The organism is Streptomyces sp. NPDC098781, assembly GCF_044759995.1.
Taxonomy (GTDB): domain Bacteria; phylum Actinomycetota; class Actinomycetes; order Streptomycetales; family Streptomycetaceae; genus Streptomyces.
Map to the genome: position 1 here is coordinate 294203 of NZ_JBIWAK010000009.1, position 26035 is coordinate 320237.

The 26035-nt window shown below is 68.8% G+C and carries 17 protein-coding genes; 5 read left to right on the forward strand and 12 right to left on the reverse strand.

Annotation, left to right across the window (positions count from 1 at the left end; genetic code table 11):
• Positions 1-128 precede the first annotated feature (128 nt).
• The 5 genes from ACIQWG_RS32760 to ngcE all read right to left on the reverse strand — a co-directional run bounded on the left by ACIQWG_RS32760 (position 129) and on the right by ngcE (position 6158).
• Positions 129-1232: a sugar ABC transporter substrate-binding protein gene (locus ACIQWG_RS32760; RefSeq protein WP_404102524.1), complete on the reverse strand. Its 1104-nt coding sequence runs from the start codon at positions 1230-1232 to the stop codon at positions 129-131.
• Between the two features lie 133 nt (positions 1233-1365).
• Positions 1366-2565 carry an ROK family protein gene (locus ACIQWG_RS32765; protein ID WP_404102525.1) on the reverse strand — a complete coding sequence of 400 codons (1200 nt, stop codon included), beginning with the start codon at positions 2563-2565 and terminating at the stop codon, positions 1366-1368.
• Between the two features lie 217 nt (positions 2566-2782).
• A complete protein-coding gene (locus ACIQWG_RS32770; RefSeq protein ID WP_404102266.1) occupies positions 2783-3706 on the reverse strand; it encodes a carbohydrate ABC transporter permease in 924 nt (307 codons plus the stop codon).
• 3 nt (positions 3707-3709) lie between these two features.
• A complete protein-coding gene (locus tag ACIQWG_RS32775) occupies positions 3710-4636 on the reverse strand; it encodes a carbohydrate ABC transporter permease (RefSeq protein ID WP_404102267.1) in 927 nt (308 codons plus the stop codon).
• Positions 4637-4694: 58 nt separating this feature from the next.
• A complete protein-coding gene (gene ngcE / locus ACIQWG_RS32780; RefSeq protein WP_404102269.1) occupies positions 4695-6158 on the reverse strand; it encodes an N-acetylglucosamine/diacetylchitobiose ABC transporter substrate-binding protein in 1464 nt (487 codons plus the stop codon).
• Positions 6159-6511: 353 nt separating this feature from the next.
• Between ngcE and ACIQWG_RS32785 the strand changes: the two genes are divergently transcribed.
• Positions 6512-10312, forward strand: coding sequence for a GH92 family glycosyl hydrolase (locus ACIQWG_RS32785; protein ID WP_404102270.1), 3801 nt, complete (start codon positions 6512-6514; stop codon positions 10310-10312).
• 81 nt (positions 10313-10393) lie between these two features.
• Here ACIQWG_RS32785 and ACIQWG_RS32790 read toward each other — a convergent pair whose 3' ends face one another.
• Both ACIQWG_RS32790 and ACIQWG_RS32795 read right to left on the reverse strand, forming a co-directional pair.
• On the reverse strand, positions 10394-13663 hold the full coding sequence (locus tag ACIQWG_RS32790) for a GH92 family glycosyl hydrolase (protein ID WP_404102271.1): 3270 nt from the start codon (positions 13661-13663) through the stop codon (positions 10394-10396).
• 384 nt (positions 13664-14047) lie between these two features.
• On the reverse strand, positions 14048-15016 hold the full coding sequence (locus ACIQWG_RS32795; protein ID WP_404102273.1) for a lytic polysaccharide monooxygenase: 969 nt from the start codon (positions 15014-15016) through the stop codon (positions 14048-14050).
• Positions 15017-15741: 725 nt separating this feature from the next.
• On the opposite strand from ACIQWG_RS32795, the gene ACIQWG_RS32800 reads away from it, so the two are divergent.
• Both ACIQWG_RS32800 and ACIQWG_RS32805 read left to right on the forward strand, forming a co-directional pair.
• A complete protein-coding gene (locus tag ACIQWG_RS32800) occupies positions 15742-16602 on the forward strand; it encodes a helix-turn-helix domain-containing protein (protein ID WP_404102275.1) in 861 nt (286 codons plus the stop codon).
• Between the two features lie 45 nt (positions 16603-16647).
• Entirely contained in the window at positions 16648-17076 is a 429-nt protein-coding gene (locus tag ACIQWG_RS32805) for a hypothetical protein (RefSeq protein WP_404102276.1), read from the forward strand.
• Positions 17077-17343: 267 nt separating this feature from the next.
• Here ACIQWG_RS32805 and ACIQWG_RS32810 read toward each other — a convergent pair whose 3' ends face one another.
• From ACIQWG_RS32810 to acnA, 4 genes are all read right to left on the reverse strand, one after another.
• Entirely contained in the window at positions 17344-17586 is a 243-nt protein-coding gene (locus ACIQWG_RS32810; RefSeq protein WP_404102278.1) for a DUF397 domain-containing protein, read from the reverse strand.
• A 179-nt stretch (positions 17587-17765) separates the two neighbouring features.
• Positions 17766-19265: a sensor histidine kinase gene (locus ACIQWG_RS32815; protein WP_404102280.1), complete on the reverse strand. Its 1500-nt coding sequence runs from the start codon at positions 19263-19265 to the stop codon at positions 17766-17768.
• Positions 19262-19984, reverse strand: a complete 723-nt coding sequence (locus ACIQWG_RS32820; RefSeq protein ID WP_404102281.1) for a response regulator transcription factor — start codon at positions 19982-19984, stop codon at positions 19262-19264. The genes ACIQWG_RS32815 and ACIQWG_RS32820 overlap by 4 nt, the downstream gene beginning before the upstream one ends.
• Positions 19985-20138: 154 nt before the next feature.
• Entirely contained in the window at positions 20139-22856 is a 2718-nt protein-coding gene (gene acnA / locus ACIQWG_RS32825; RefSeq protein ID WP_404102282.1) for an aconitate hydratase AcnA, read from the reverse strand.
• Positions 22857-23362: 506 nt separating this feature from the next.
• Between acnA and ACIQWG_RS32830 the strand changes: the two genes are divergently transcribed.
• Positions 23363-24097, forward strand: coding sequence for a dienelactone hydrolase family protein (locus tag ACIQWG_RS32830; RefSeq protein ID WP_404102283.1), 735 nt, complete (start codon positions 23363-23365; stop codon positions 24095-24097).
• Positions 24098-24299: 202 nt separating this feature from the next.
• Positions 24300-25046 carry a class I SAM-dependent methyltransferase gene (locus tag ACIQWG_RS32835; protein ID WP_404102284.1) on the forward strand — a complete coding sequence of 249 codons (747 nt, stop codon included), beginning with the start codon at positions 24300-24302 and terminating at the stop codon, positions 25044-25046.
• 45 nt (positions 25047-25091) lie between these two features.
• Here the strand turns inward: ACIQWG_RS32835 and ACIQWG_RS32840 are convergent, their stop codons facing one another.
• On the reverse strand, positions 25092-26027 hold the full coding sequence (locus tag ACIQWG_RS32840; protein ID WP_404102286.1) for an RNA polymerase sigma factor: 936 nt from the start codon (positions 26025-26027) through the stop codon (positions 25092-25094).
• Positions 26028-26035: the final 8 nt, after the last annotated feature.

Genomic DNA, 26035 nt, shown 5'->3' on the forward strand with positions numbered 1-26035 from the left:
GTCCGGCGCCCCGCGCCGAGCTTGCGGGGCTGACGTATACGCGGGGCGCCGGAGGAGTCTTGTGCAGTCCTGTCCCGTGCGGGAGTTCGAGGTCGAACTCCCGCGTGTTCAAAGGGACCTGGGGCTGCCTAGCCGATCTTGAGCTCGGTGCACGCGGCCTTGTACTTGCCGGTGCAGATCTCGTCGGCGGTGTAGACGCCGTCCTTGATGACGGTGTCGTTGATGTTGTCCTTCGTCAGCGAGGTGACGTCGACGAGGACGGACGGGATGCCCTTCTCGCTGCCGCTGTCGACCTTGTCCTTGGCGATGGAGTCGATCGACTTGCCCTGGGCGAGCGCGACGGCCATCTCGGCGGCGGCGTCGGCCTCGGGGGCGTAGGGCTTGTAGACGCTCATGTACTGCTCGCCGGCGACGATGCGCTGCACGGCGGCCAGTTCGGCGTCCTGACCGGTGACCGGGATGTCGGCGATACCGGCGGCCTTGAGGGCGGTGATGATACCGCCGGCCATGCCGTCGTTGGCGGAGTAGACGCCGGCGATGTTGTTCTTGCCGACGGCCGAGATCGCGGCCTCCATCTCGGAGTTGGCGTTCTCCGGCTTCCACTCCTTGGTGTCGTACTCCTTGGCGATGGTGACCTTGCCGTCGAGGGCGGAGTGCGCGCCCTCCTTGAACATGGCGGCGTTGGGGTCGGTCACCGAGCCGTTGATCATGACGACCTTGGTGGACTTGGTGGCCTTGTCGCCCAGCGCCGTCAGCAGGGCCTCGCCCTGGGTCTTGCCGACCTGGACGTTGTCGAAGGACGTGTAGGCGCTGATCGGGCCCTCGGCCAGGCGGTCGTAGGCGACGACCTTGATGCCGGCGTCGACGGCCTTCTGCACGGAGTTCTTGATCGCCTTGGCGTCGACGGCGTCCAGGATCAGTACGTCGACCTTGTTGGTGATCATCGTGTCGACCTGCTGCGCCTGGAGGTTGGCGTCCTGCTTGGCGTTGTTGTAGTCGATCGTCGCCTTGTTGTTCGTCAGCTCCTTGATCTTCTTCTCGATCAGAGGCCGGTCGAACTTCTCGTAGCGAGCGGTCTGGTTCTCCGGGAGCAGGAGACCGACCTTGATGTCGTCGCCCTTGGCGGCGGAAGCGGTGGAGTCGTTGTCGCCGCCCGCTTCCTCGGCGCTGCCGCAGGCAGCCAGCGAGACGGCCATCGCACCGGCGGCAATGGCAACGGCGGCGCGACGCATACGCGTGTTCACTTCAGAAACCTCCCTGACGAGGCCGCGACGTTGCGGCCGAGGTGGCTGGAAGTCAACTCGGCCGCACGTGCGACGTCAAGAAGTAAATCCTTAACGGGTTGGCAACGGTGCCATCCGTTCTCTAAGTGAAGGCAGGCGCAGCCGCGTGCAAAGTGCTGTCCAAAAGGGTCGAATCACCCATCTCGCTGAGCGCGAGCGCGAGTGCTCCGAGCACCTCGGCGCGGCCGCCAAGCGCCCCGGGGAGAACGGACAGTTGCCGCGCCGCACTGGGGATGGCGTAGCGGCCGACGGACTCCCGGATCGGCCCGAGGACCAGCTCACCGGCCTCGGCGAGATCACCGCCCAGGACCACGCGGCTCGGGTTCAGCAGGTTGCAGAGATTGGCGACTCCACTGCCGATGTGACGGCCGACGTCGGCGATCACCCGACGGCAGCCCGGGTCTCCGTCCCTGGCCAGCCGTACGACGCCCTCCATGGTCAGATCGGTGCCATGGCTGGACTGGAGCAGCGGGAGCACATAGCGCGCGGCCGCGAAGGTCTCCAGGCAGCCGCGGTTTCCACAGCGGCAGACCGGGCCGGATTCATCAAGAGTAATATGACCGATTTCTCCCGCGGTGCCGCCGGGGCCGCGGTAGATCTTCCCGTTGATCACCAGACCGGCGCCGACACCGCTCGCGACCTTGATGTACGCCAGGTCCCGCACCCCCCGCCCGCTGCCCCAGACCAGCTCCCCCAGGGCGCCGAGGTTTGCGTCGTTGTCCACGTGGACGGGCACGCCGAGCCGGTCGCGCAGCTCCTCGGCGGGCTTGGTGCCGGTCCAGCCCGGCAGGATGGCGGTCGAGCCGAGGGTGCCGGACTCGACGTCGATCGGGCCGGGGACACCCAGGCCCACCCCGGCGATCTTGGAACGGTCGACGCCGGTCGCCGCGATCAGCCGGTTGACCAGCTGTTCGGCCCGGTCGAAGCCCTGGGTCGAGGAGGCGTCCACATCCAGCGGCTCGGACTCCTCGGCCAGCACCTGGTGGGCCAGGTTCCCGACCGCGACGCGCAGATGCGCATGGCCGAAGTCCACCCCTATGACGATGCCGGCGTCCCCGCTCAGCGAGACGCTGCGGGCCCGGCGGCCACCCGCCGACGTGGGCGTGACCTCGACCGTTCCGCCGTCCTTGAGCTCGCGGACGATATTGGAGACCGTCGCCGCGGACAGACCGGTGGTCCTCGCGATCTCCGCCTGGGTGAGGGAACCGGCCAGCCGTACGGCCCGCACGACCCGCTCCAGGTTGGCTCGGTGCAGCGACGACTGCGACCCCGGAGTCTCCACGACGACCTCCTGCGCGCGGGACCGCATCGATGAGGCCCCGTTCGTGTCCAACTAGTGAACTCTAAGCTGAGCCGTTCGGGTTGCCTCCCGTCAAGAGGTTGAACCGGATCCGGGTACGTGCACACACCTGTGCACGCCGCTCCCAGGGAGGGGAACGGCGTGCACGCGAGCGGTTTCGGAGCGCTACGTCCGGCTCACTTCACAGGGCGGCCCCGGACTACTTCAGAGCTCCCGCCGTCAGCCCCGCCACCACCTGCCGCTGGAAGATGATGTAGGCCGCGAGCACCGGCAGCATCGCCATCACCAGACCGGCGAAGAGACCGGACCAATCCCCCTTGTAGCCCTGGCTGACGGCCAGCTGGACCAGGCCCTGGGTGAGGACGCGCTTGTCGGGATCGGTGTTGAGGACCGTGGGCAGCATGTACTGGTTCCACTGGCCCAGGAAGTTGAAGATGCCGACGCTGATCAGTCCCGGCTTGGCCATCGGAAGCATGATCTGGAAGAACGTACGGCTGTGCGAGGCGCCGTCGACGAAGGCCGCCTCGGCCACCGATGTCGGCAGCGTGCGGAAGAACGCCGTGAGGAAGAACACGGTGAACGGCAGCGAGTACGCGATGTAGACCAGGATCAGCCCGTGGATCGTGTTGAGCAGTCCCATGTTGTTCACGACGTAGAAGAGCGGGACCAGCGCCAGCATGATCGGGAAGCTCATGCCGCCGATGAACAGGAAGTAGATGAAGCGGTTGCCCGGGAAGTCGAACCGGGCGAGCACATAGGCCGCCATCGAACCCAGCACCAGGGTGCCGATCAGCGAACCCCCCACCACCAGGATGGTGTTCAGGAAGTAGTCGCTCATATTGGCCTGGGTCCAGGCCCGCGACCAGTTCGAGAAGTGCAGTTTGTCCGGCAGCGACCAGGGCGAGCCGAAGATGGAGGCGTCGTCCTTGAAGGACGTCATCACCGCCCACAGCAGCGGCATGGCCACCATGAAGGCCCAGATGACGAGGACGCCGTGGGAGAAGACGTTGAGGACGGTGCCCTCTTTCTTCTCCTTGGCCGACGCCCGGTCCGGCACCCCGGTCTTGGTGATCGGCATCCCGGACTCGGCCGGTACGGGAGCGGTGGTCTCGGTCGTCTTCATCTGTCAGTACTCCAGCCGCTCGCGCCGCCCGAGCCGCATGACGAGCGCGGCGAAGGCCAGCGTGACGACGAGCAGGGCCACACCGATCGTGGTGGCGTAGGCGGCCTGACCGTCACGGAACGCTTTCTGGTACACGTACAGGACCATGACCGTGGTCGAGTAGTCCGGGCCACCGGGTCCGGTCGTCATGATGTGTACGACCGCGAAGGACTCGGCGCCTAGGGCGAGGATGCCCATGTAGACCCAGCCGGACTGCACGGTGTCCCACAGCAGCGGCAGGGTGATCCGGAAGAACGTGCTGGCGCGGCCGGCTCCGTCGAGCAGCGCGGCCTCGTACAGGTCCGCCGGGATGGAGGCCATACCGGCGGAGAACAGGACCACGAAGAAGCCGACCGTGGACCAGACGATCACTCCCATCACGGCCCACAGCGCGAGGTTGGGGTCGCCCAGCCACAGGGGCTGGACGCTGTCGAGCCCGATCCCGCGCAGGATCGAGTTGATCGCGCCGCTGTCCGGGTTGTACGCGAAGGCGAACAGCAGCGCGACGATCGCGATCGACAGCACCTGCGGGAAGAAATAGACGATCTTGTAGAAGGAGGACCCGCGGACACCGGTGATCGCCGGGCCGCCTTTTCTGCGCCGCCCGCCGACGTTGATCATGAAGGCGAGGAACAGCGCGAAACTGAGTGTCACCAGCGGCAGCAGCAACGCGAACAGCAGGCTGTGCTGCAACGACTTCCAGAAGATGTCGTCGTCGAGCATTCTCTCGTAGTTGTCGAAGCCGACCATCTTGAATTCGGGGCTGAGCCCGGTCCAGTCCGTGAACGAGTAGTAGATGGACTGGATGAACGGCCAGACGACGAAGAGCGCGTACAGCCCCAGGGGCACCGCGAGGAACCCCACGATGAACTTGTACTTGCCGTGCTGCATTGCTATCGACCCCGATCTGCGCGCGGATGCAGCCGCTGGTGACGGGTCCTCATCGGACCTACTGGTGCTTGTAGTGCTTGATCGACGAATCCTTGGCGGCCTCGTCGGCGAAGCCCTGGATCTTCTTGATGGCCTCGGCCGGGGTGAGGCGTCCGGCCATCATCTCGCCGAGACCGGAGACACCGATCTTCTCCTTCTGGAGCTGCACGTACCAGTCCTGGAGCCGCGGGTTCACCACGTTCTGGCCGGCCTTCTCCAGCGCCGCGACACCGGACTTGAGACCCGGGGTGAGCGTGATGCCGTCGGTGCCGCCGTTGTACGCGGTCAGCGACTTGACCTTGCTGGTGAAGTTCTTCGAGCTCGCCTCGCTCAGCATGATGCGCAGCTGCTCCATGCCGCCCGCGGTGTTCTTCGCCTTGGCCGGGACGATGAACGGCTCACCGCCGGAGGCCCAGATGGTGCCGAAGGGCATTTTGTCGGAGCTGTCGATGCCGGTCGGCGCCGAGACGGCGAGGTCGAAGTCGTCCGGGATGACGTTCGCCGACTCGTTCTCCACCCAGGAGCCGTTCGGGATGAACAGCGCCTTGCCCTGGGCCCAGGCGGTCTGCGACTGGATGTGGTCCAGGCCGGGGGTGCCCTTGAGGACGTAACCCTTCTTGTAGAGCTCGTAGTAGGCCTCGAAGCTGGCCTTGACCGCCGGGTGCTTCCAGGCGTTCGGCTCCAGGTTGTCGATGGCGTCGAGGACCTCGACCCCGCCGACCTTGCCGATCATCGGGTAGAGCGAGAAGGGGAGGTAGTACGGGTACTTGCCCGCGTACGTCCAGCCCGCCATGCCCTTCTTCTTGGCCTTCTCGCAGACCGCGAGCATCTGGTCCCAGGTCTCGGGGTACTGCTCGTCGAGCGAGTCCAGGGCCTTCTGGGAGTACCAGACGCCGTACACGGTGTAGGCGTAGTACATGATCCAGACCTTCTCGCCGTCGAACTGACCCATCTCGACGATGCCGGGCCGCAGCGTGTCGCGGACCTTCTTGTTCGGGTCGTCGTAGGACGGGGCGTCCAGCAGCGGCGTGAGGTCGGCGAGCTGGTCCTTGCCGACCAGGACGCCCATGTCCATCTGCTCGGCGCCGGAGTTGTCGATGAGGTCCGGCGGGGTGCCCTGGTTGAAGCGGGGCTGGAGGGTGGACTGGATCTTCTGGGTGGCGGAGAACTTCACCGTCACCTCGGGGAAGTTCTTCTCGTAGATCTTCACGGCGTCCTCGGCGTACTCCTTGCCGAAGCCGCCATCAAACAGCACGAACTCCATCTGCGCGGTGTCGTTGACACCGAGCGGGTTCTTCGCGGTCTTCTTGCCCTCTTTGGCCTTGTCCCCGTTGCCGCCGCCCCCGCCGCTCGCGCACGCGGAAAGGAAGCTCATCGTGGGCACGGAGATCAGGCCGAGCGCGGCGGACCGCTTGATCAGATCGCGGCGTCCGACACGTGCGGAGCCGTTGTTCTCAGGATTCTGGGCGGAAGTGGATCCCATGCTCAAGTCCTCGCCTTCTCCAGGACTCAGGCGGTGAACCGGATCCTCCCGGCACCGCGATCGGGTCAAGCTGGGGTCGTGCAGGAAGTGCCGAATCATGTGAAGTGCCGACAGGTATAGTCCACTTCCCGCCAGCGGAGCAAGATCGAATGCAAGGTTGGCCAATGGTCTTTTCCGAGTTGAGACCTCCCGGAAATATGAGTGCCCTGTGCGCGGCTTGCCCGAAAAATCCGCGACATAAGCCCCGAATGCCACAGCCAACACCCTTGACAAGACTTAGCACTTGAGCCACAACTGGTCCTTGCGCAGCGAAGTTGACAACGTTGTCCCGTGCGCAGGGAGGGTACCGGCTTATGCAGCGAAGAGCTCGGCACAGATGGGGTGGAACGGCGGTCGTGTCGGCGGCCGCCTTTGCTTTGGCACTGGGTTCGCAGGGGGTGGTCGTCGCCCTGCCGCAGGCGCCCGCGGCGGCCGACCGTGAGTTCGCCTCCTCGTTCGAGGCGGACGACCCGGCACCCGAGTGGCTCAATACCGTCGACACGGCCCCGGACGGCGGCAAACGCACCTCGGGTGTGGACGGCGGCTACAGCACCGGCATCCCGGGCAATGTGACCGACCAGGTCACGGATGTCCGGGCGAGCGGCGAGAACACCGGCGCCCGCGAGGTGAAGGAGAACCTCGTCGACGTCGAGCCGAGCACCAAGTGGCTGACGTTCGCCCCCACCGGCTGGGTGGAGTTCGACCTCGCCACGCCGGTGAAGGTGGTCACCTACGCGCTCACGTCGGCCAACGACCACGACGAACGCAACCCTCGGGACTGGACCCTTCAGGGCTCCACCGACGGCACGAACTGGACCACTGTGGACACCCGCACCGGGGAGTCCTTCTCGGAGCCGTTCCAGACGAAGACGTACGAGATCGCCGGTCCGGCCGAGTACCGGCACTTCCGGCTCGACATCACCAAGAACAACGGCGGCGACATACTCCAGCTCGCCGACGTCCAGTTCTCCAAGGGCGGCGGCGCCGACCCGGTCCCCCAGGACATGCTCTCGCTCGTGGACCGCGGCCCCAGCGGGTCGCCGACCGCGAAGTCGGGCGCCGGCTTCACCGGCAAGCGCGCGCTGCGCTACGCCGGACGGCACACCTCCGACGGACGGGCGTACTCGTACAACAAGGTCTTCGACGTCGATGTGGCGGTCGGGCGCGACACACAGCTGTCGTACCGGATCTTCCCGTCGATGGCGGACGGCGACCGCGACTACGACGCCACGAACGTCTCCGTCGACCTCGCCTTCACGGACGGGACGTATCTGAGCGATCTCAGGGCGACCGACACGCACGGCTTCCCGCTGACCCCGCAGGGGCAGGGGGCCGCCAAGATCCTGTACGTCAACCAGTGGAACAACGTGGCCTCGCGGATCGGGTCGGTCGCGGCCGGCAAGACCGTCGACCGGATCCTGGTGGCGTACGACTCCCCCAAGGGCCCGGCGAAGTTCCGGGGCTGGCTGGACGACGTGGCGCTGAAGGCCGTACCGCGGGAGAAGCCGAAGGCGCATCTGTCGGACTACGCGCTGACCACCCGCGGCACCAACTCCAGCGGCGGCTTCTCGCGCGGCAACAACTTCCCCGCGACGGCGGTTCCGCACGGCTTCAACTTCTGGACGCCGGTGACCAACGCGGGCTCGCTGAGCTGGCTCTACGACTACGCGCGGTCCAACAACGCCGACAACCTGCCGACGATCCAGGCGTTCAGCGCCAGCCATGAGCCCAGCCCCTGGATGGGCGACCGGCAGACCTTCCAGGTGATGCCGTCCGCCGCGTCGGGCACGCCCGAGCTGGGCCGTGAAGCGCGGCAGCTAGCCTTCCGGCACGAGAACGAGACGGCACGGCCGTACTACTACGGGGTGCGGTTCGAGAACGGTCTCAAGGCGGAGATGACGCCGACCGACCACGCGGCCGTCCTGCGCTTCACCTACCCCGGCGACGACGCGAGCGTGCTGTTCGACAACGTCACCGATCAGGCGGGGCTGACGCTCGACAAGGAGACCGGCACGTTCACCGGCTACTCCGACGTGAAGTCGGGGCTGTCGACAGGCGCGACCCGGCTGTTCGTGTACGGCGTGTTCGACGCGCCGGTGGAGGACGGGGCGTCCAGCGGGGTCAAGGGCTTCCTGCGGTTCAAGCCCGAGAACAAGACCGTCACCCTGCGCATCGCCACCTCCCTGATCAGCGTCGACCAGGCCAAGGACAACCTGCGCCAGGAGGTCCCGGACGGCACCTCCTTCGACACGGTGAAGAACCGGGCGCAGCGCCAGTGGGACAGGCTGCTCGGCAAGGTCGAGGTCGAGGGCGCCACGCCGGACCAGCTGACCACGCTGTACTCCAGCCTGTACCGGCTGTACCTGTACCCCAACTCCGGCTTCGAGAAGGTCGGTTCGAAGCACCAGTACGCCTCTCCGTTCTCGCCGATGCCGAACCCGGACACCCCGACGCACACCGGCGCGAAGATCGTCGACGGCAAGGTGTACGTCAACAACGGCTTCTGGGACACGTACCGGACCACTTGGCCGGCGTACTCGTTCCTGACGCCCTCGCAGGCCGGCGAGATGGTCGACGGGTTCGTGCAGCAGTACAAGGACGGCGGCTGGACCTCGCGCTGGTCCTCCCCCGGCTACGCGGACCTGATGACCGGCACCTCGTCGGACGTCGCGTTCGCCGACGCCTACGTCAAGGGTGTCGACTTCGACGCGAGGTCGGCGTACGACGCGGCCGTGAAGAACGCGACCGTGGTGCCCCCGTCGTCCGGCGTGGGCCGCAAGGGGATGGAGACCTCCCCCTTCCTCGGCTACACCAGCACCGACACGCACGAGGGCCTGTCATGGGCGCTGGAGGGCTACCTCAACGACTACGGCATCGCCCGCATGGGCCAGGCGCTGTACAAGAAGACGGGCGAGAAGCGGTACAAGGAGGAGTCGGCGTACTTCCTGAACCGCGCCCAGGACTACGTCAACCTGTTCGACTCCGAGGCCGGCTTCTTCCAGGGCCGGGACGCGAAGGGCGACTGGCGCGTCGAGTCCTCGAAGTACGACCCTCGCGTGTGGGGCTACGACTACACCGAGACGAACGGCTGGGGCTACGCCTTCACCGCCCCGCAGGACAGCCGCGGCCTCGCCAATCTCTACGGCGGCCGGGGCGGGCTCGCGGACAAGCTCGACGAGTATCTGAGCACCCCCGAGACGGCCTCACCGGACTTCATCGGCTCGTACCCCGGTGTCATCCATGAGATGACGGAGGCGCGGGACGTCCGGATGGGCATGTACGGGCACTCCAACCAGGTCGCCCACCACGCCCTCTACATGTACGACGCGGCCGGACAGCCGTGGAAGACGCAGAAGAGCGTGCGTGAGGTGCTGTCCCGGCTGTACACCGGCAGCGAGATCGGGCAGGGCTACCACGGCGACGAGGACAACGGCGAGCAGTCGGCGTGGTTCCTGTTCTCCGCGCTGGGCTTCTACCCGCTCGTGATGGGCAGTGGCGAGTACGCCATCGGATCGCCGTTGTTCACCAAGGCGACGGTCCACCTGGAGAACGGCAGGGAGCTCGTCGTCAAGGCGCCGAAGAACAGTGCCCGCAATGTGTACGTCCAGGGCCTGAAGGTCAACGGCGTTCCCTGGAAGGCGACTTCGCTCCCCCACTCGCGGCTCGCGAAGGGCGGGGTCCTGGAGTTCGACATGGGATCGCGGCCCTCGTCCTGGGGCACCGGAAAGAACGCGGCGCCCGTGTCGATCACCGAGGACGACAAGGTGCCGACGCCTCGGGCGGACGTGCTGAGGGGTGAGGGGGCGTTGTTCGACAACACCTCGGCGACCCAGGAGAGCGTCACCACGGTGGATCTGCCGGTGTCCGAGGGCACCAGGGCGGTGCAGTACACCCTGACCTCGCCGTCGGACCACACGAAGGCGCCGACCGGCTGGAAGCTCCAGGGCTCGAAGGACGGCACCACCTGGCGGACCCTCGACGAGCGCTCCGGGCAGTCCTTCGCCTGGGACCGGCAGACACGGGCGTTCTCCGTGGGGTCGACGGGTACGTACGGCAAGTACCGTCTGGTGCTCGACGGCGAGGCGGTGGTCTCGGAGATCGAACTGCTCTCCTGAGCAGGCGCATGGGGCAGGTGGGGGTCGCTCGCGGCCCCCACCTGCCCTCGGTTCGACCACCGGTCGCAAGAACGGTCGGACTCAGCCCACGGCGAGCGTGAACACGTGCAGGTCGGTGTCGTCCGGCAGCTTCACCCGCGCGATGGTCCTGCCGGCCGGCGCCGTGAACGGCGTGGTGGCGAAGACGTAGGTGTCGACGGGATCCCGGTCCGCGCCCGCCACGTTGCGGTACGCCGCCCGGGCGACGACCTCGTTGCCGTACTGCACGGTGCCGGCGCCGCCGCCGACGGTCCAGTCGGTGAGGGCGAGGTCGATCGCCTCGGTGCCGCCGTCGGTGTAGGTGACGGTGGCCTTGGACTGCTGGTTGCCGTTGACGCCGCTGCCGAGGAAGGACAACGTCCGTGCGGGTTCGGCCAGTTCGACGGTCTGCCCGGCGGCCGAGACATTGTCCGGGCGGCCGCTCGGCGAGCCGGGCCAGGTGAAGGTCAGACCACCACCCGTCGTGCCCTGCCCGCCCGGCACGAGACCGGCGCCGGCGAGGGCCTGACGGGAGTAGCTCCAGCCACCGCCGTCGTAGTCGGCCTCGTCGTGGTCCCCGGCGTCGTCGGAGATCCCGGTGTTGTCGTAGGCGGCGAGCAGTGTGCCCGGCGCCGCGACGGTCAGGGACACCGGCTGTACGTACGAGCTGTCGCCCGAGGTCACGGTGACCGGAACGTCGTAGAAGCCCTGGGGCGTACCCGCCGCCGTGCTCAGCGTGATCTCCTGCGAGCCGTCGGTCACCGTGCCCTCGGCGGGCGTGGCGGTGATCCCGTCGGGCGTGCCGACCCGGAAGCGCACCTCGGGGCCCGCTCCCCCGCTCATCGACAGGGCACGGATGCCGACCTCGGCGCTCCCGCCCGGCGCGACGGTCGCCGTGGTCGGGCCCACGCCGATCTGGTACGGCTGCTCGCCCGCGCGGAAGGACGGCGGCGCCTCGGCCGCTCCCCAGGCAGCGGCGGGCGTCCCGGAGAGGGTGTAGTCCAGCCGTCCGCCGTCCCGCACGAAGGACGCCGGGAGCCAAGCGCGGTCACTGCTGTGGCCGTTGACCTTGAGGGCGTGGATGTACGGCGCGTCGGCGGCCGCTCCCTCCGCGCGCACGGAGATGTCGTTGCCGCCGGGCCGGTCGATCTCGATGCGCGGGAACAGCGGTGAGGCGAGGACCAGTTCGGCGCGCGAGGGGACCTGGGGGTACATGCCCAGGGCGGAGAAGACGTACCAGGACGACATGGCGCCGAGGTCGTCGTTGCCGGGGATGCCGCCGGGCTCGGTGGACCACAGCTCGCCCATCGCCGCCCGGACCGTCTCCTGCGTCTTGTAGGGGGCGCCCGCGTAGGCGTACAGATAGGGCACGTTGATGGACGGCTCGTTGTCCATCTCGGACTTGTCGCCGCCGCTGCCGGTGAACGCCCAGGCGCCGTCCCCGTCGTGGAAGAAGGCGTCGAGGCGCTTCACGGCGGCGTCACGGCCGCCCATGGCGGCGAAGAGTCCCGCCGGGTTGTGCTGGACCATCCAGGTGTACTGGGCCGCCGTACCCTCCACGAACCCGTTGCCGGTGGCCGGGGTGAAACCGGTGACCCAGCTGCCGTCCGCCTTGCGGTTGGCGATGTAGCCCCCGGCGTCGGTGGCGGCGATGTTGAAGTTGTTCTGCCACCACTGGGCGCGGTGCGCGAAGGCGGCCGCCGTGTCCTTCCGCCCCGCTGCGGTGGCGAGCTGGGAGAGGGCGAAGTCGGCGCCGGACATCTCCAGGGTCTCGGCGGCACCGCCCCAGGCGTTCGACACGGACGGCATGTAGTGGTGCTTCAAGTACTTGTCCAGCGAGGGGCGTTGCCCCACGGACAGCACCGGCTTCCCGGCCGGTGACAGGTCCTTGTCGGTGGGTACGGTGGCCGCCTCGACCAGCGAGGCCAGCGCGCCCCGCAGGTCGAAGTCCGTCCCGCCGAAGGCCCGGATACCGGCCAGGGCGATGGGTGAGGGGTCGCCGTTCATGACGTGGGTGCCGCTCGCGCCGTGCAGCCAGCGGTCCCAGACACCGCCGTTCTGCTCCGCGATCTCGTACAGGGACTGGGCGATGTCCGAGCCGACGCGGGGGTCGAGGAGGGTGAGCAGCTGGACCTGGTCGCGGTAGACGTCCCAGCCGGAGAAGGTGCCGTACTGGGCCCGGTGGCCGCGCCCGACGCTGTGCGCCTCCCCGTCCGGACCGCGGTATCTGCGGTCGACGTCGCTGATGACGTTCGGGTGCAGGAGGGAGTGGTAGAGCGCGGTGTAGAAGGTGGTGCGCTCGGCGTCGGTGCCGCCGCCGACCCGGACGGCTGAGAGGCGTTCGCGCCAGGCCCGGCGGGCGGCGTCCCGCACGGCGTCGAAGGTGCGGTGCGGCGGGTTCTCCGCGGCGAGGTTGGCCTCGGCGCCGGCCTGGCTGACGTACGAGATGCCGACCTTGACGTTCACCGGTCCGGTGCCGGGCGCGAACTCGACGTAGCCGCCGGCGCCCTTGCCCGCCACGGGGCGGCCACCGTTGGCGAAGCCGCCGGTACCGCCGGACGCAGAGGTCGAGCCCGGGTCCAGCCTGTCGTTCTGCCAGGTGCCGGTCGCCTTGAAGGCGCGGTCGAAGCGGGCCGTGAAGTGCACGGTGTAGTAGGCGCGTCGGCCCTCCGGATCGAGGTACCCGCAGAAGTTCCCGGAGGTCACGAACCCGGAGATCGTCCGCTTCGCGGGATCGATCCGTACCGCCGAATCGGTCGAGCCCACCTCGGAGTTGGCGGTCCTGACGAGCAGCGAGGCGGGCTTGTCGGCGGGGTAGGTGAAGCGGGCCGAGCCGGTGCGGGTGGTCGCGGTGAGGTCGGCGGAGACTCCGGAGGCGAGCTTGACCTGGTAGCGGCCGGGCTCGGCCCTCTCGTCGGCGTGGCTGAAGTCGGAGGCGTAGACGGCGTCCTTAGTGTCGCTCGCGGGCGACGAGGTGACCTCACCGGCGTACGGGAAGAAGGGGATGTCTCCGCTGCCGCCGGCGCACCCGGTGCCGGACATGTGGGTCAGGCTGAAGCCGCGGACGCGGGTGGCGTCGTAGTGGTAACCGCCGGGCGCGGCCGTGCGGGTGGCGTCGCCGCGGGTGTTCTCGGGGCTGAAGGAGAGCATGCCGAACGGGGTGACGGCACCCGGGAAGACATTGCCGTCGTTCTTGGTCCCGATCAGCGGATCGACGTACGACGTCGGGTCCTCGACCAGGTCCGGGGGTGCTGTCGGTGCCGCGAGGGCGGGGGTGGTGCCGCCGGCCGCGAGCACGGCGGCCAGCAACAGGGACATGGGACGGAAGCGCATGACGCGGCCCCTCCTCCTTCGGACGGGTCGCGCACCACAGGTCGCACAAGCCGCAGGGACAGTAGCGTGTGCCAGCGGTACCACGGAAGGGTGCGTTCCGATGGGGCACACGCGGCGTGGTCGCCCGGATGGGCGCAGTCGATCGGCCGAGCTGGACGGAATCCGCCGGATATCGGCGGCTCACTTGACGCCCAACTGGCTTGACATCGTTGTCGGTTGAAGCGGTAGAGTCATGCGGCACACACTCGACAACGTTGTCGCACCGCGACCTCGCACAAGCCACTGATCAACCGGACGGTCCCACTTCCCCCCCCTCGGGCCCGTCCGGCTCGCGGACCCGGTGGACGGTGGCTCACGCCCACCGGGTCCGCCCCGAGCCGCGGTTCAGCCCACTCGGCAGGGCAGGGTCGTCGTATCGTCGCCGCCGGAGCCGGACACGACGTATCCGAATGTGGCGCTCTCCCCCGGGTCGAGGGAGCCGTTCCAGTCGGCGTTGTGGACCATCACGTCCTGGCCGTTGTAGGTCGCGTTGCCGCTCCAGAGGCTCTCGATCTTCTGCCCGGCAGGAAGCGTCCAGTCGACCATCCAGCCGAGCATCGGGATGTCGCCGCTGTTGGTGACGGTCACCTCGGACTGATATCCCCCGGACCAGCCGCCGGTCGTGCGACGGGTGGCCGTGCACACGCCGGGCACCGGGTCGGTCGGTGTGCCGGGCTCCTTGATGCCGGTGACCTCGCCGTTGCCGCCGTCGAAGACGATGTCGGAGCAGGAGTAGAAGGTCTCGGCGCTGTCCGAGCGCTGCCAGACCATGTAGACGATGTGCCGGCCCGACTTGTTCGCCGGAAGCTGTCCGGTCCAGGAGTAGTTGGCCTCGACCGTGCCCGGGGAGCCGTTCAGGGGCGGGTGGTCGACCGAGAGGAAGGGCTGTTCCTCCATGTCGGCCCAGGTCAGGGTCTTGGTCGGGTCGAACCCGTCCTTGGTGAGGTAGACGTGGAACCAACCCGGGTGCGCGGCCCAGGCGTTGTAGGAGAAGTCGACGGTCGCGCCCGAGGTGAGGTGGGTGAGCGGCCAGTCGCCGCTGGGTGTGTCGAAGCCGGTGAAGTTGGTGTTGCCGCCGCTACAGAGCTCACCGTCGGGGACGAAGCCGCGGGTGCGGCCGGCGCCGTCGGAGCGCAGCACGGAGAACCAGTTGTAGAACGGCGTCGTGCCGCTGACCTGTTGGGCCGTTCTACAGGCCGGGTTGACGGGCTTGATCTCGCCGGTGTCGGTGAGGCCGTCCTGCCAGCAGAGGAAGGTGCGGCTGCCGGGCTTCATCGGGGTGCCGTGGGCTTCCGCCTCGCCGCCCGTGGTCATGACGAGGGCTGTGGCGGGGATGGTTGCCAGCAGGGAGAACAGGATGAGGAGGAGGGCTCTGGTGGGGGTGGGGAGGGTTAATCGGCGGGGTGGGGGTGGTGTGGTGGTGCTTGGCGGTGTCGGCGTCGTCGGTACTGTCGGCGTTGCCGATGATTTTGTCAGGCTCATGACAGATCAGTGTCATCCCTTCGCGTACGGGCTGCGTGGGTGCCGTCTGTGTGGGGGTGCGCGGGGCGGGAGCGTTCCGGGCTCGGCGGCGGGTTCCGGTCCGCCGTGAGATGGGAGCGCTCCCACCCCGTCTGTTGCGGAAGGTAGCGCTGTGCGGCGGGGTTGTAAACGCCTGGACGCGGGAGGGCGGCGTCGACGGCCCGCCCACGTGTGCGCCGGGCATGATGCGCCGGGCGCGGAACAATGCGCCGGGTCTCCGTTTCGTGCGCCCGTTGAGCCCCCCTTGCATCCGCGGCATGGAACCGCAGAGCGTTTTCTCGGAGCACAGAAGGCGGCCCGGACGTTCCTGTGATGCGTGGGGGTCGTGACAGGGGTGCAGCGGAGTGAGCTCTTCGACTGCCCCGCCGCACATCGCCGGTGCGGTCGCCCGCGATCAGCCAACGGCATTCAGCTCTATCCCTTTGGGCCTATGCATAATGAAGGGTGCAAAGAGCTAGGAACCTTCTGTGCATGGCCGACCGGAACCAGGGTAGGCGCGCACAGACGAAGGAGCGGCGATGACACCCCCCGTGGACCCCAGCCTCAACCGGCGCAAGCTGCGCCTCGCCTTGCGGCAGGCGCGTGAGCGCACGGGACTGACCCAGCGTCAGGCCGCCGAGCGGGTGGAGTGGTCGCAGTCCAAGCTCATCCGGGTGGAGACCGGAACCGTCAGCGTGTCCGTGAGTGATCTGCGGGCGCTGCTGGCTCTGTACGACATCGACGACCCGGACTCGGTGCACCAGTTGGAGGAGGCGGCCCGGGGCAGCAAGGGGCCCAGCTGGTGGTCCCGGTATCACGAGGTGGTGACGCCCCAGTTCGCCCAGTACCTGGGCTACGAGAGCGCGGCGACGTCCCTTCAGACGTATCACCCCATCGTCGTTCCCGGGCATCTACAGACCCGCCGATACGCCGAGGCGCTCCTCGCACCGCGCGGTCTGAGTCCCGAACGGACCGAGCGGGTCGTGGACTTGAGGATGGAGCGGCAGACGAGGATGTTCGGCGGTGCCGCCTCACCCGACGCGACGTTCGTCCTCGACGAGGCGGCGGTGCGGCGGCAGGTCGGCGGAAGGGACGTGCTGACCGAGCAGTTGCAGCAACTGCTCGACTTCGGCGCGCAGGACCGAATCACCGTGCGTGTACTGCCCTTCGAGGCCGGGGCGCACTACAGCACACTCGGCAGCTTCGTCCTGTTGGGCTTCTCCGACGACGACGATCTGCTGTATCTGGAGCACGCCGCGGGCAGTATGACCGGCGGCGAGGACCTGGAGCTGCTGGCCCGTTACCAGGAGTGCTTTCAGACGCTCATGGAGCTGGCCCTCGGCGGCACCGAGTCCCTCGACCTCATCGGTCGCATCATGCAAGACCTCGCGGCCCGCTAGATCTGCGGTGCCTTTTCTGGTGATGGAGCCAGGGGGAGGACCAACGTGGTCTTCAGGTCGATATGGCAGGGCCTGCAAAGCGTACTCGGGGCATCCGGCCTGAACGACGATGACGTCAAGGCGCAGGCCATACAGGACCCGGCGCAGACGAAGAACCTCATAGAGATAGAGAACGCTCGTGGCGCCATGAAGCTGAAGCTCGTGACCCGCATCGGACTGCTCGGCCTCGTCGCGCTGGTCGTGCTGGCCGCGGCGGTACTCATCCTGGTCCAGGCGGCCGGCGAGCTCAGGTTCCCCTGGGCGCGGATCGGCACGATCGCCGTCACGCTCCTGGGAGCGTCCGGAGTCACCGGCCTGGTGTCCCGGTGGTGGAGGAAGCGGCTCGCGGCGCGCGGCCGGACCGCGGGCGCTACCGCGGCGAACTCGTCCTCGAATCCTGCGGAAGACGATCAGAATCAGGTCGGGACGTCATAGCGGCACAGCCGGCCCGCCACAGTCCCGCGCCGACGGCCACGGCGAGGGCCACGACCACCCAGAGAATCCGCTTGGCGAGTACGCTGTCGACGAGCAGGGACGCGAGAGCGGCGCTCACCGTCGCCAGCGCACCTGCGCCGAGCGAGAAGGTGACGGCTCCGCCCAAGATCACGGACCGCTTTCCTTCGCCCTTCCCCGAGTGCTGAAATGCAGATGCCTCGGCACCCATAGAGGCCCCCTACCTACCGCCGATGGCTGTCACGAACGTCACGGACCGTCCAGCTCCCCCTGCGTCAACGCATGGAGGAACTCCGTCCAGGCAGGGCTGGTGAAACGCAGAGGCGCGCGGCGCGGCTCCTTGGAGTCACGCGTGAACACTCTGCCCTCCCCCACGGCCACCTCCACGCATTCGTTCTCGTTGCCGCACAGGCTGCTCTTGCGCCACAAGGGTTTCCCCTTATGCACCACCTCAGCCCCCCTGCTCCCCCGATGCGCCTGGACGGTGCCCATCCATGTTAGTGGACGGTTGTGCACTACCGCAGACGAATACCCCTACGTCAGGGCTGGGAACCGCGTACGGCGCCCGAGCCATGACACGGTTTCCGCATGCCAGTTGGCCCAACGACTGCTTGCCCAAGTTAGCCCTCGAGGAACCGGATTGTTTGTCGGTTGGCTCAAGTTCCGTGGTTTCACGGCGAGTTCATGGGGATGAGTTCCGTGCGCCGGGCAGATGACCGATCTCCGACCGGCGCGGGCAGGGCGACGGTGAACTCGGTGCGCCCCGGCTCGCTCCGCACCTCGACGCGCCCCCCGTGGGCCGCCACGATCGCCGCCACGATGGCGAGGCCCAACCCGGATCCGCCGTCGTGCGGAGCGCTTCGGGTACGGGACGAGTCGGCGCGCGTGAAACGGTCGAACACCGTCGGCAGCAGCGCCGGCGCAATCCCGGGCCCGTCGTCCCGGACGCGTACGACGCACCAGTCGTCCCTCGCCTCCACGACCGCCACGACCCGCGTCCCCGCGGGCGTGTGCACGCGCGCGTTGGCCAGCAGGTTGGCCACCACCTGGTGGAGCCGGGCCTCGTCGCCCAGGAGCAACGGGGTCCTGTCCAGCTGGAGTTCGAGCTGCCAGTCGTGTCCGGTGCCGGCGGCCCGCGCGTCCCAGACCGCCTCCGCGACGAGCGCCGCCATGTCCACCTCGGCGGCGTGCAGGGGCCTGCCCTCGTCGAGCCGGGCCAGCAGCAGCAGATCCTCGACCAGGCCCGTCATGCGCGCGGACTCCGCGGAGACCCGGCGCCAGGCCAGTACCGGCTCGATGCGGTCGGTCCCCCGGTTCATGAGCTCGGCGTAGCCCGCGATCGAGGCGAGCGGTGTACGCAGTTCATGGCTGGCGTCGGCGAGGAAGCGGCGCATGCGTTCCTCGGTGCGCTGGCGGGCGGTGAGCGAGGACTCGACGTGGTCGATCATCCGGTTGAGCGCGGCGCCGACCTGGCCGGCCTCGCTGGCGGGGTCGGTGTCCCCGGCCGGGACACGGGTGAGGCCGGTGACCTCGCCGCGGTCCAGCGGTACGCGGGAGACCTCGGCGGCGGTGGCGGCGACCCGGCCGAGGGGGCGCAGCTGGCGTCGTATGACGACCGCGCAGATGCCGCCCGCCACGGCGAGACCCGTCACGGCGACGGCCGCCTCGACCATCACCATGCCGCTGATCATGTGCTGTACGTCGTCCATCGGGAGGCCGGCCAGAACGCGCACCCCGCCGCTCTCGGCGACGGTGACGCGGTAGGTGCCGACGCCAGGGATCGTCGTGGTGTGCATGCCGCCGGCCGTGCGGACGCCGGCCAGCGCGGCCCGTTGGGCTTCGGTGAGGGCGCGCGGTGCGGTGTCCTCGCCGACCAGCTCGGCCGCGAGAACGCCGCCGTCGTCGTCGAGGCGGGCGGCGAGCATGCCGGTCGGGTGGCCGCTCTCCATCAGGAAGCTGAGGTCGGCCGTCAGCTCGGGGTGCAGCCGTGCGCCGCCCAGGCTGCGCTCGGCGGCGTTCTCGACCCGGTCGTCCAGGTTGCCGAGCAGATAGGCGCGTTGGACGAGGACGGTGGTGAGGGCCATCACCGCGCACACGGCGACGAGCGTGACGCCGATGAAGACGAGCAGGCGGGTGCGCAGGGAGCGAAGGCGCCCTCGGGTCGTCCTCATCTGCTGTGCTCCGTCGGCCTGATGGTGTAGCCGAGGCCGCGCACGGTGTGGATCATCGGTGCCCGGCCCTTGTCGAGCTTGCGGCGCAAGCTGGAGATGTAGACCTCGACGAGGTTGCCTCCGCCGAAGGAACCGCTCCACACGTGGTCGAGGATCTGCGTCTTGCTGAGCACCTGCCGTGGGTGGGCCATCATCAGGCCGAGCAGGTCGAACTCCTTGGCGGTGAGCGGGATCGGCACGCCGGCGCGGTGCACCTCGCGGCTGGTCTCGGCGAGCACGAGGTCGCCGAGGACGTGGACGGGCTCGTCGGTGCGGGGTCGCTCGGACCCGGCCCGGCGCAGCAGTCCGCGCAGCCGCGCCACGACCTCCTCCAGGGAGAACGGCTTGGTGACGTAGTCGTCGGCGCCCGCGCCGAGCCCGTCGAGCCGGTGCTCCAGGGCGTCACGGGCGGTGAGCATGAGGACGGGCAGCTCCGGGTCGTCGTGGCGCAGCCGGCGCAGCACCTGGAGGCCGTCCAGGTCGGGCAGCATCCCGTCGAGCACGACGGCATGCGGTGGGCAGCCGCGGGCTATCGTCAGCGCGCTGCGGCCGTCGAGGGCCGGGTAGGCGCGCCAGCCCGCCTCCTCCACGGCCGCGCAGAGCACGTCGGTGAGCGCGGGCTCGTCGTCGACGACGAGCACACGGACGCGTCCGGTTCGAAACCCAGCGGTGGCGGTCATGTCCCGATCGTGTCCCGGGCCGCTGAGGGAATCCTGTGCTCCACCTGAGGGTGGGTGATGACCTGGGGTTTTCTGGGGCTTTCCGGCCCGGGAACGGCGAAGGGCCGCACCCCCGTCACCGGGGATGCGGCCCTCGAACGCCGTGCCGTGCCGCTTACTTGCGGATCAGGTTGCGCAGCACGTACTGCATGATGCCGCCGTTGCGGTAGTAGTCGGCCTCACCGGGGGTGTCGATGCGGACGACCGCGTCGAACTCGACACCGGTGTCGGTGGTGACCTTCACCGTGCTCGGGGTGGTGCCCTCGTTCAGCTCGGTGATGCCCGTGATGGAGAAGGTCTCCTCGCCGGTCAGGCCGAGCGAGTCGGCCGACTGGCCCGCGGGGAACTGGAGCGGCAGGACGCCCATGCCGATGAGGTTCGAGCGGTGGATACGCTCGTACGACTCGGTGATGACGGCCTTGACGCCGAGCAGGGCCGTGCCCTTGGCCGCCCAGTCGCGGGACGAGCCGGAGCCGTACTCCTTGCCGCCCAGGATGACCAGCGGGGTGCCGGCGGCCTGGTAGTTCTGCGAGGCGTCGTAGATGAACGACACCGGGCCGTCGGCCTGGGTGAAGTCGCGGGTGTAGCCGCCCTCGGTGCTCGGCGCGATCTGGTTGCGCAGGCGGATGTTGGCGAACGTGCCGCGGATCATGACCTCGTGGTTGCCTCGGCGCGAGCCGTAGGAGTTGAAGTCACGACGCTCCACACCGTGCTCGGTGAGGTACTTGCCGGCCGGGGTGTCGGCCTTGATGGCGCCTGCGGGCGAGATGTGGTCGGTGGTGACCGAGTCGCCCAGCTTGGCCAGGACGCGGGCGTCGGCGATGTCGGAGACCGGGGTGGTCTCCATCGTCATGCCCTCGAAGTACGGGGGCTTGCGGACGTAGGTCGACTCCGCGTCCCACTCGAAGGTGTTGCCGGTCGGGATCGGCAGGGCCTGCCACTGGGCGTCGCCCGCGAAGACGTCGGAGTAGGACTTGGAGAACATGTCCTCGCCGATGGCGTTCGCCACGACGTCGTTGACCTCGGCCTCGGAGGGCCAGATGTCCTTCAGGAAGACCGGGTTGCCGTCCTGGTCGGCGCCGAGCGCGTCCCTGGTGATGTCCACCTTCATGGAGCCCGCGATGGCGTACGCGACGACCAGCGGCGGGGAGGCCAGGTAGTTCATCTTGACGTCGGGGTTGATACGGCCCTCGAAGTTCCGGTTGCCGGAGAGGACCGAGGTGACCGCGAGGTCGTGGTCGTTGACGGCCTTGGAGACCTCCTCCGGCAGCGGGCCGGAGTTGCCGATGCAGGTGGTGCAGCCGTAGCCGACGAGGTTGAAGCCGACCTTGTCGAGGTACGGGGTCAGGCCCGCCTTGTCGAAGTAGTCGGTGACGACCTTCGAACCCGGGGCGAGGGTGGTCTTGACCCAGGGCTTGCGGGTCAGGCCCTTCTCCACGGCCTTCTTCGCGACGAGCGCGGCGGCGACCATGACGTACGGGTTCGAGGTGTTGGTGCAGGACGTGATGGCCGCGACGGTGACCGCGCCGTGGTCGATCTCGTACGTCGAGCCGTCGGGGGCGGTCACGGTGACCGGGTTGGACGGGGTGCCGTTCGGGGCGACGGCCGGGGCGTCGGAGGCCGGGAAGGACTCCTTGCCGGACTCGTCGACGCTGTCGACGTAGTTGAGGACGTCCTGGGAGAACTGCTGGGCGGCGTTGGCGAGGACGATACGGTCCTGCGGGCGCTTCGGGCCGGCGATCGACGGGACGACCGTCGACAGGTCCAGCTCCAGCTTCTCGGAGAAGTCCGGCTCGGCGGCCGGGTCCAGCCAGAGGCCCTGCTCCTTGGCGTACGCCTCGACGAGCGCGACCTGCTGCTCGGAACGGCCGGTCAGCTTGAGGTAGTTCAGGGTCTCGTCGTCGATCGGGAAGATCGCGGCGGTGGAACCGAACTCCGGCGACATGTTGCCGATGGTGGCGCGGTTGGCCAGGGAGGTGGCGGCGACGCCCTCGCCGTAGAACTCGACGAACTTGCCGACGACGCCGTGCTTGCGGAGCATCTCGGTGATGGTCAGCACGAGGTCGGTGGCGGTGGTGCCGGGCTGGAGCTCACCGGTCAGCTTGAAGCCGACGACGCGCGGGATGAGCATGGAGACCGGCTGGCCGAGCATCGCGGCCTCGGCCTCGATGCCGCCGACGCCCCAGCCGAGGACGCCGAGGCCGTTGACCATGGTGGTGTGCGAGTCGGTGCCGACGAGGGTGTCGGGGTAGGCCTGGCCGTTGCGGACCATGACCGTGCGCGCCAGGTGCTCGATGTTCACCTGGTGCACGATGCCGGTGCCGGGCGGGACGACCTTGAACTCGTCGAAGGCGGTCTGGCCCCAGCGCAGGAACTGGTAGCGCTCCTTGTTGCGGCCGTACTCCAGCTCGACGTTCTGCGAGAACGCCTCGTGGGTGCCGAACTTGTCCGCGATCACGGAGTGGTCGATGACCAGCTCGGCCGGGGCGAGCGGGTTGATCTTCGCCGCGTCGCCGCCGAGCTCCTTCACGGCCTCACGCATGGTCGCGAGGTCCACGACACAGGGCACGCCGGTGAAGTCCTGCATGATCACGCGGGCCGGCGTGAACTGGATCTCCTGCGACGGCTGGGCCTGGGAGTCCCAGCTGCCGAGGGCGCGGATGTGGTCGGCGGTGATGTTCGCGCCGTCCTCGGTGCGGAGGAGGTTCTCCAGGAGAACCTTGAGGCTGTACGGCAGGCGGGCCGAGCCCTCCACCTTGTCCAGCCGGAAGATCTCGTACGACTCGTCGCCCACGCTCAGCGTGGCGCGGGCGTCGAAGCTGTTCGCCGACACGACAGTCTCCTTCATTGATGTGCGCGTACCACCACGATCCTGCCGCCACGGCTACTTGGCCGATCCGCTAAGGTAAGGCTAAGTTAGGTAACCCTTACCGGGTGGCGGCTGCGGTTGCACCTCGGCAGATATCTCGATGTCGAGATAACTCTAGTACATGAGGCCGGGATGGTCATGCCCGGCCTCCCTTGAGCGCCCTCATTCGTTCGAGACGCCTACTCGGCGCACCCAGTCGTTCGCCTTCCGTCTCAGTGAACCCAGTCGTGGGGGTGATCGCACTGGGGATCGCGCCGGCGGCACCCACGGCGCCTATGCCGTTACGCTGTGCGGCTATGAAAACCGGGACGGCATCGCGCCACTCACGGATCGGTGACCCGGTGCTCTCCTGAGCGCCCTACGGGCCGAAACGGGCACGCTGTTCGATCGAGCACCGTGCGCTTCCGCGCGGGCTCCGCCTCCGTCGTGTTGATCACAGGCTCCGCACATCAACCACGACAGGAGAAACCATGCCCACCAAGACGCTCCGGATTTCCACCGCGGACGGCCGGGCCGACGCCTTCGCCGCCTTCCCCGACCAGGGCCGGCGGCACCCAGGGGTGCTGATGTACGCGGACGGTTTCGGCATCCGGCCGGTGCTGCGGGAGATGGCCCGCGAGTTGGCCGGGCACGGGTACTACGTGCTCGTCCCGAACCTCTTCTACCGGCACGGCCCGGCACCGGTGATCGGCCTTCCCGAGCACATCGGAGAAGCGGCCCGGCCCGAACTCATGGCCCAGCTGATGCCGTTGATCGAGGCGCACACCGTCGAACGTGTCCTGCGCGACGCCGACGCCTACCTCGAGTTCCTCACCGCCCAGCCCGAGGTCGCCGCCGGACCGGTCGCGGTGACCGGCTACTGCATCGGCGGCCTCCTGGCGGTGCGCACCGCCTCGGCCCACCCCGGGCAGGTGGCCGCCGTCGCCGCATTCCACGGTCCCGTGGGCGCGGCCGGCACCGATGCTCTCGCCGGCCTCACCGCCGAGGTCCACTTCGGCCACGCCGAGAGCGACCTGACGCCCGAGGCGCTGGGCGAGCTCAACCGGGTCCTGGACGACGGGGGTGTCGGCTACACCTCCGAGATCTACCCGGGCACCGTCCACGGGTTCACCATGTCCGACACCGACGCCTTCGACCCCGCCGGATCGCAGCGCCATTGGGACCGACTGCTGCCTCTCCTCGACCGCACACTGGCCGACGACTGAAGCTGAGGCTGGGAAACCGCGCCTGAAGCAGACGGCTGGGCGGGCCGCAGCGATGTCGACATGACCGACCCGCCCGGCCCGCGCGGCCACCGAACGCTGGGACACCTGTTGCGCTCTGTCGCCGGCCTCCCGGCGGTCGGGTCGGTGGCCAAGTGACGGGAAGCGCTGGCCCTTTTCGCCCGGGGCGGCTGAGGATGGGCGTATGACGATCACTTCGCAGGCGCGCTCGTTCGACCAGGCCGCCGCCTCCTATGCGGCCAACCGCCCCTCGTATCCGCCCGCGCTCCTCGATGCCGTCGAGGAGCTCGCCGCTCGTCCCTTGGCCGGCTCGCGCGTCGCGGACATCGGCGCCGGCACCGGGCTGGCGACCGCTCTCCTCCAGGAGCGTGGTGCGCGGGTCATCGCGGTCGAGCCCGGGGCCGGGATGGCCGCCCAGTTCCGCGTCGGGCTGCCCGGGGCCCCTCTCGTGCTCGGGGACGGCGATCACCTGCCGCTGGCCTCCGGCTCCATCGACATCCTCACCTACGCCCAGGCGTGGCACTGGACCGAGCCCCGCAAGTCCGTCCCCGAGGCCCTGCGCGTACTGCGCCCGGGCGGCGCACTCGCCCTCTGGTGGAACGACTCGGACGGCACCGTCCCCTGGATCGCCGAACAGGATGCCCGCCTGCGCCGGCTCTTCGGCGCCGAGGAGAGCGAGCGCGACTCTCTGGCCCGTTTCCGCAGGCTGCCGCCCGAACTCGATTTCGCGCGGCGGCAGGTGTCCTGGACCAGGAGCGTCCCGCTCGACACGCATCTCGCGAACCTCGCCAGCTACTCCGACTTCCTGATGCTCGGGGAAGAGGCCACCAAGGCGTTCCTGGCCGAGGAGCGTGACGTGCTCGCCCGCTCCTTCCCGGACGGGACCGTGGAGGAGCGATACGTGGTCAGCCTGGCCGTCGCCATTCGTTGACGCGTCGGGGGACACCGACCGGCACCGGTGCCAGGACGCTCCCCGTCAGGCCGGTTCGGGGAAGATCACCCGGAGTGTCCTGACCCTTCTGTTCCGCCGGAACATCAGCCAGGCGAGCGTCGGCGGGCACGGGTTGGGGATTCCGGGCGGGTTGGTGACGTCCATCTCCCAGATGGTGATGTCACGGCTGGCCACCACATGGCGCAGATGCTGGGTCACGCCCTTCTCCCGGTTCCGGCGCATGGCCGTGTTGGGATGGATGCGTTCGCCCGGCTCGCTGAGCGTGCCCAGCAGTTCGGCTTCGGCCGGCCACAGCTCGGCGATGTCGCCGGGGAGACAGCCGCGAAAGGCGCCCTCCAGCGTCACCAGAGCCTCCTGCCTGCTGTCCTCGGTGACGGCGTGGGCGTCGTCGTGTGCCTGCGCGGCGGTCGCCAGCAGGACCTGGGCCAGCTTCGCCCTGGCCTGGTTGAGCCGGCTGCGTACCGTGCCGACCGGGACCTCGCAGACTGCGGCGATCTCCTGATAGGACGTGATGCCGCTGAAGTGCCGCAGCATCAGCACCAGCCGGAGCTGTTCCGGCAGTTCCTCCATCGCGTCCCAGATCCAGTCACGCATCGCGTGCTGCTCGACGATCCACTCCGGGTGCGAGGGCGCCTGGTCGCGCAGGTGCAGGTGATCGAGGCCGTCGAGGCCCGGCGTCTCCCGTTTGGCGCGCAGCCGCATACGGGCGGAGTTGCGCACGACGGCTCGCAGCCACGCTCCGACCGCCGAGGGATCCCGTACGTCGCCGATGCGCCGCAGCGCGGTCAGCGCGGCGTCCTGCACCGCGTCCTCCGCGTCGGGACCGTAGCCGAGCAGGCTCAGCGCCACCGCGCGCATCGGCGCCTGGTGGCGGGCCAGCAGCAGCCCGAGGGCTCCGGTCTCGCCGGCCTGGGCCCTGCGGGTGAGTTCCTCGTCCGTGGGCGGGCTGAGGGGTGCCATGTCTGTAC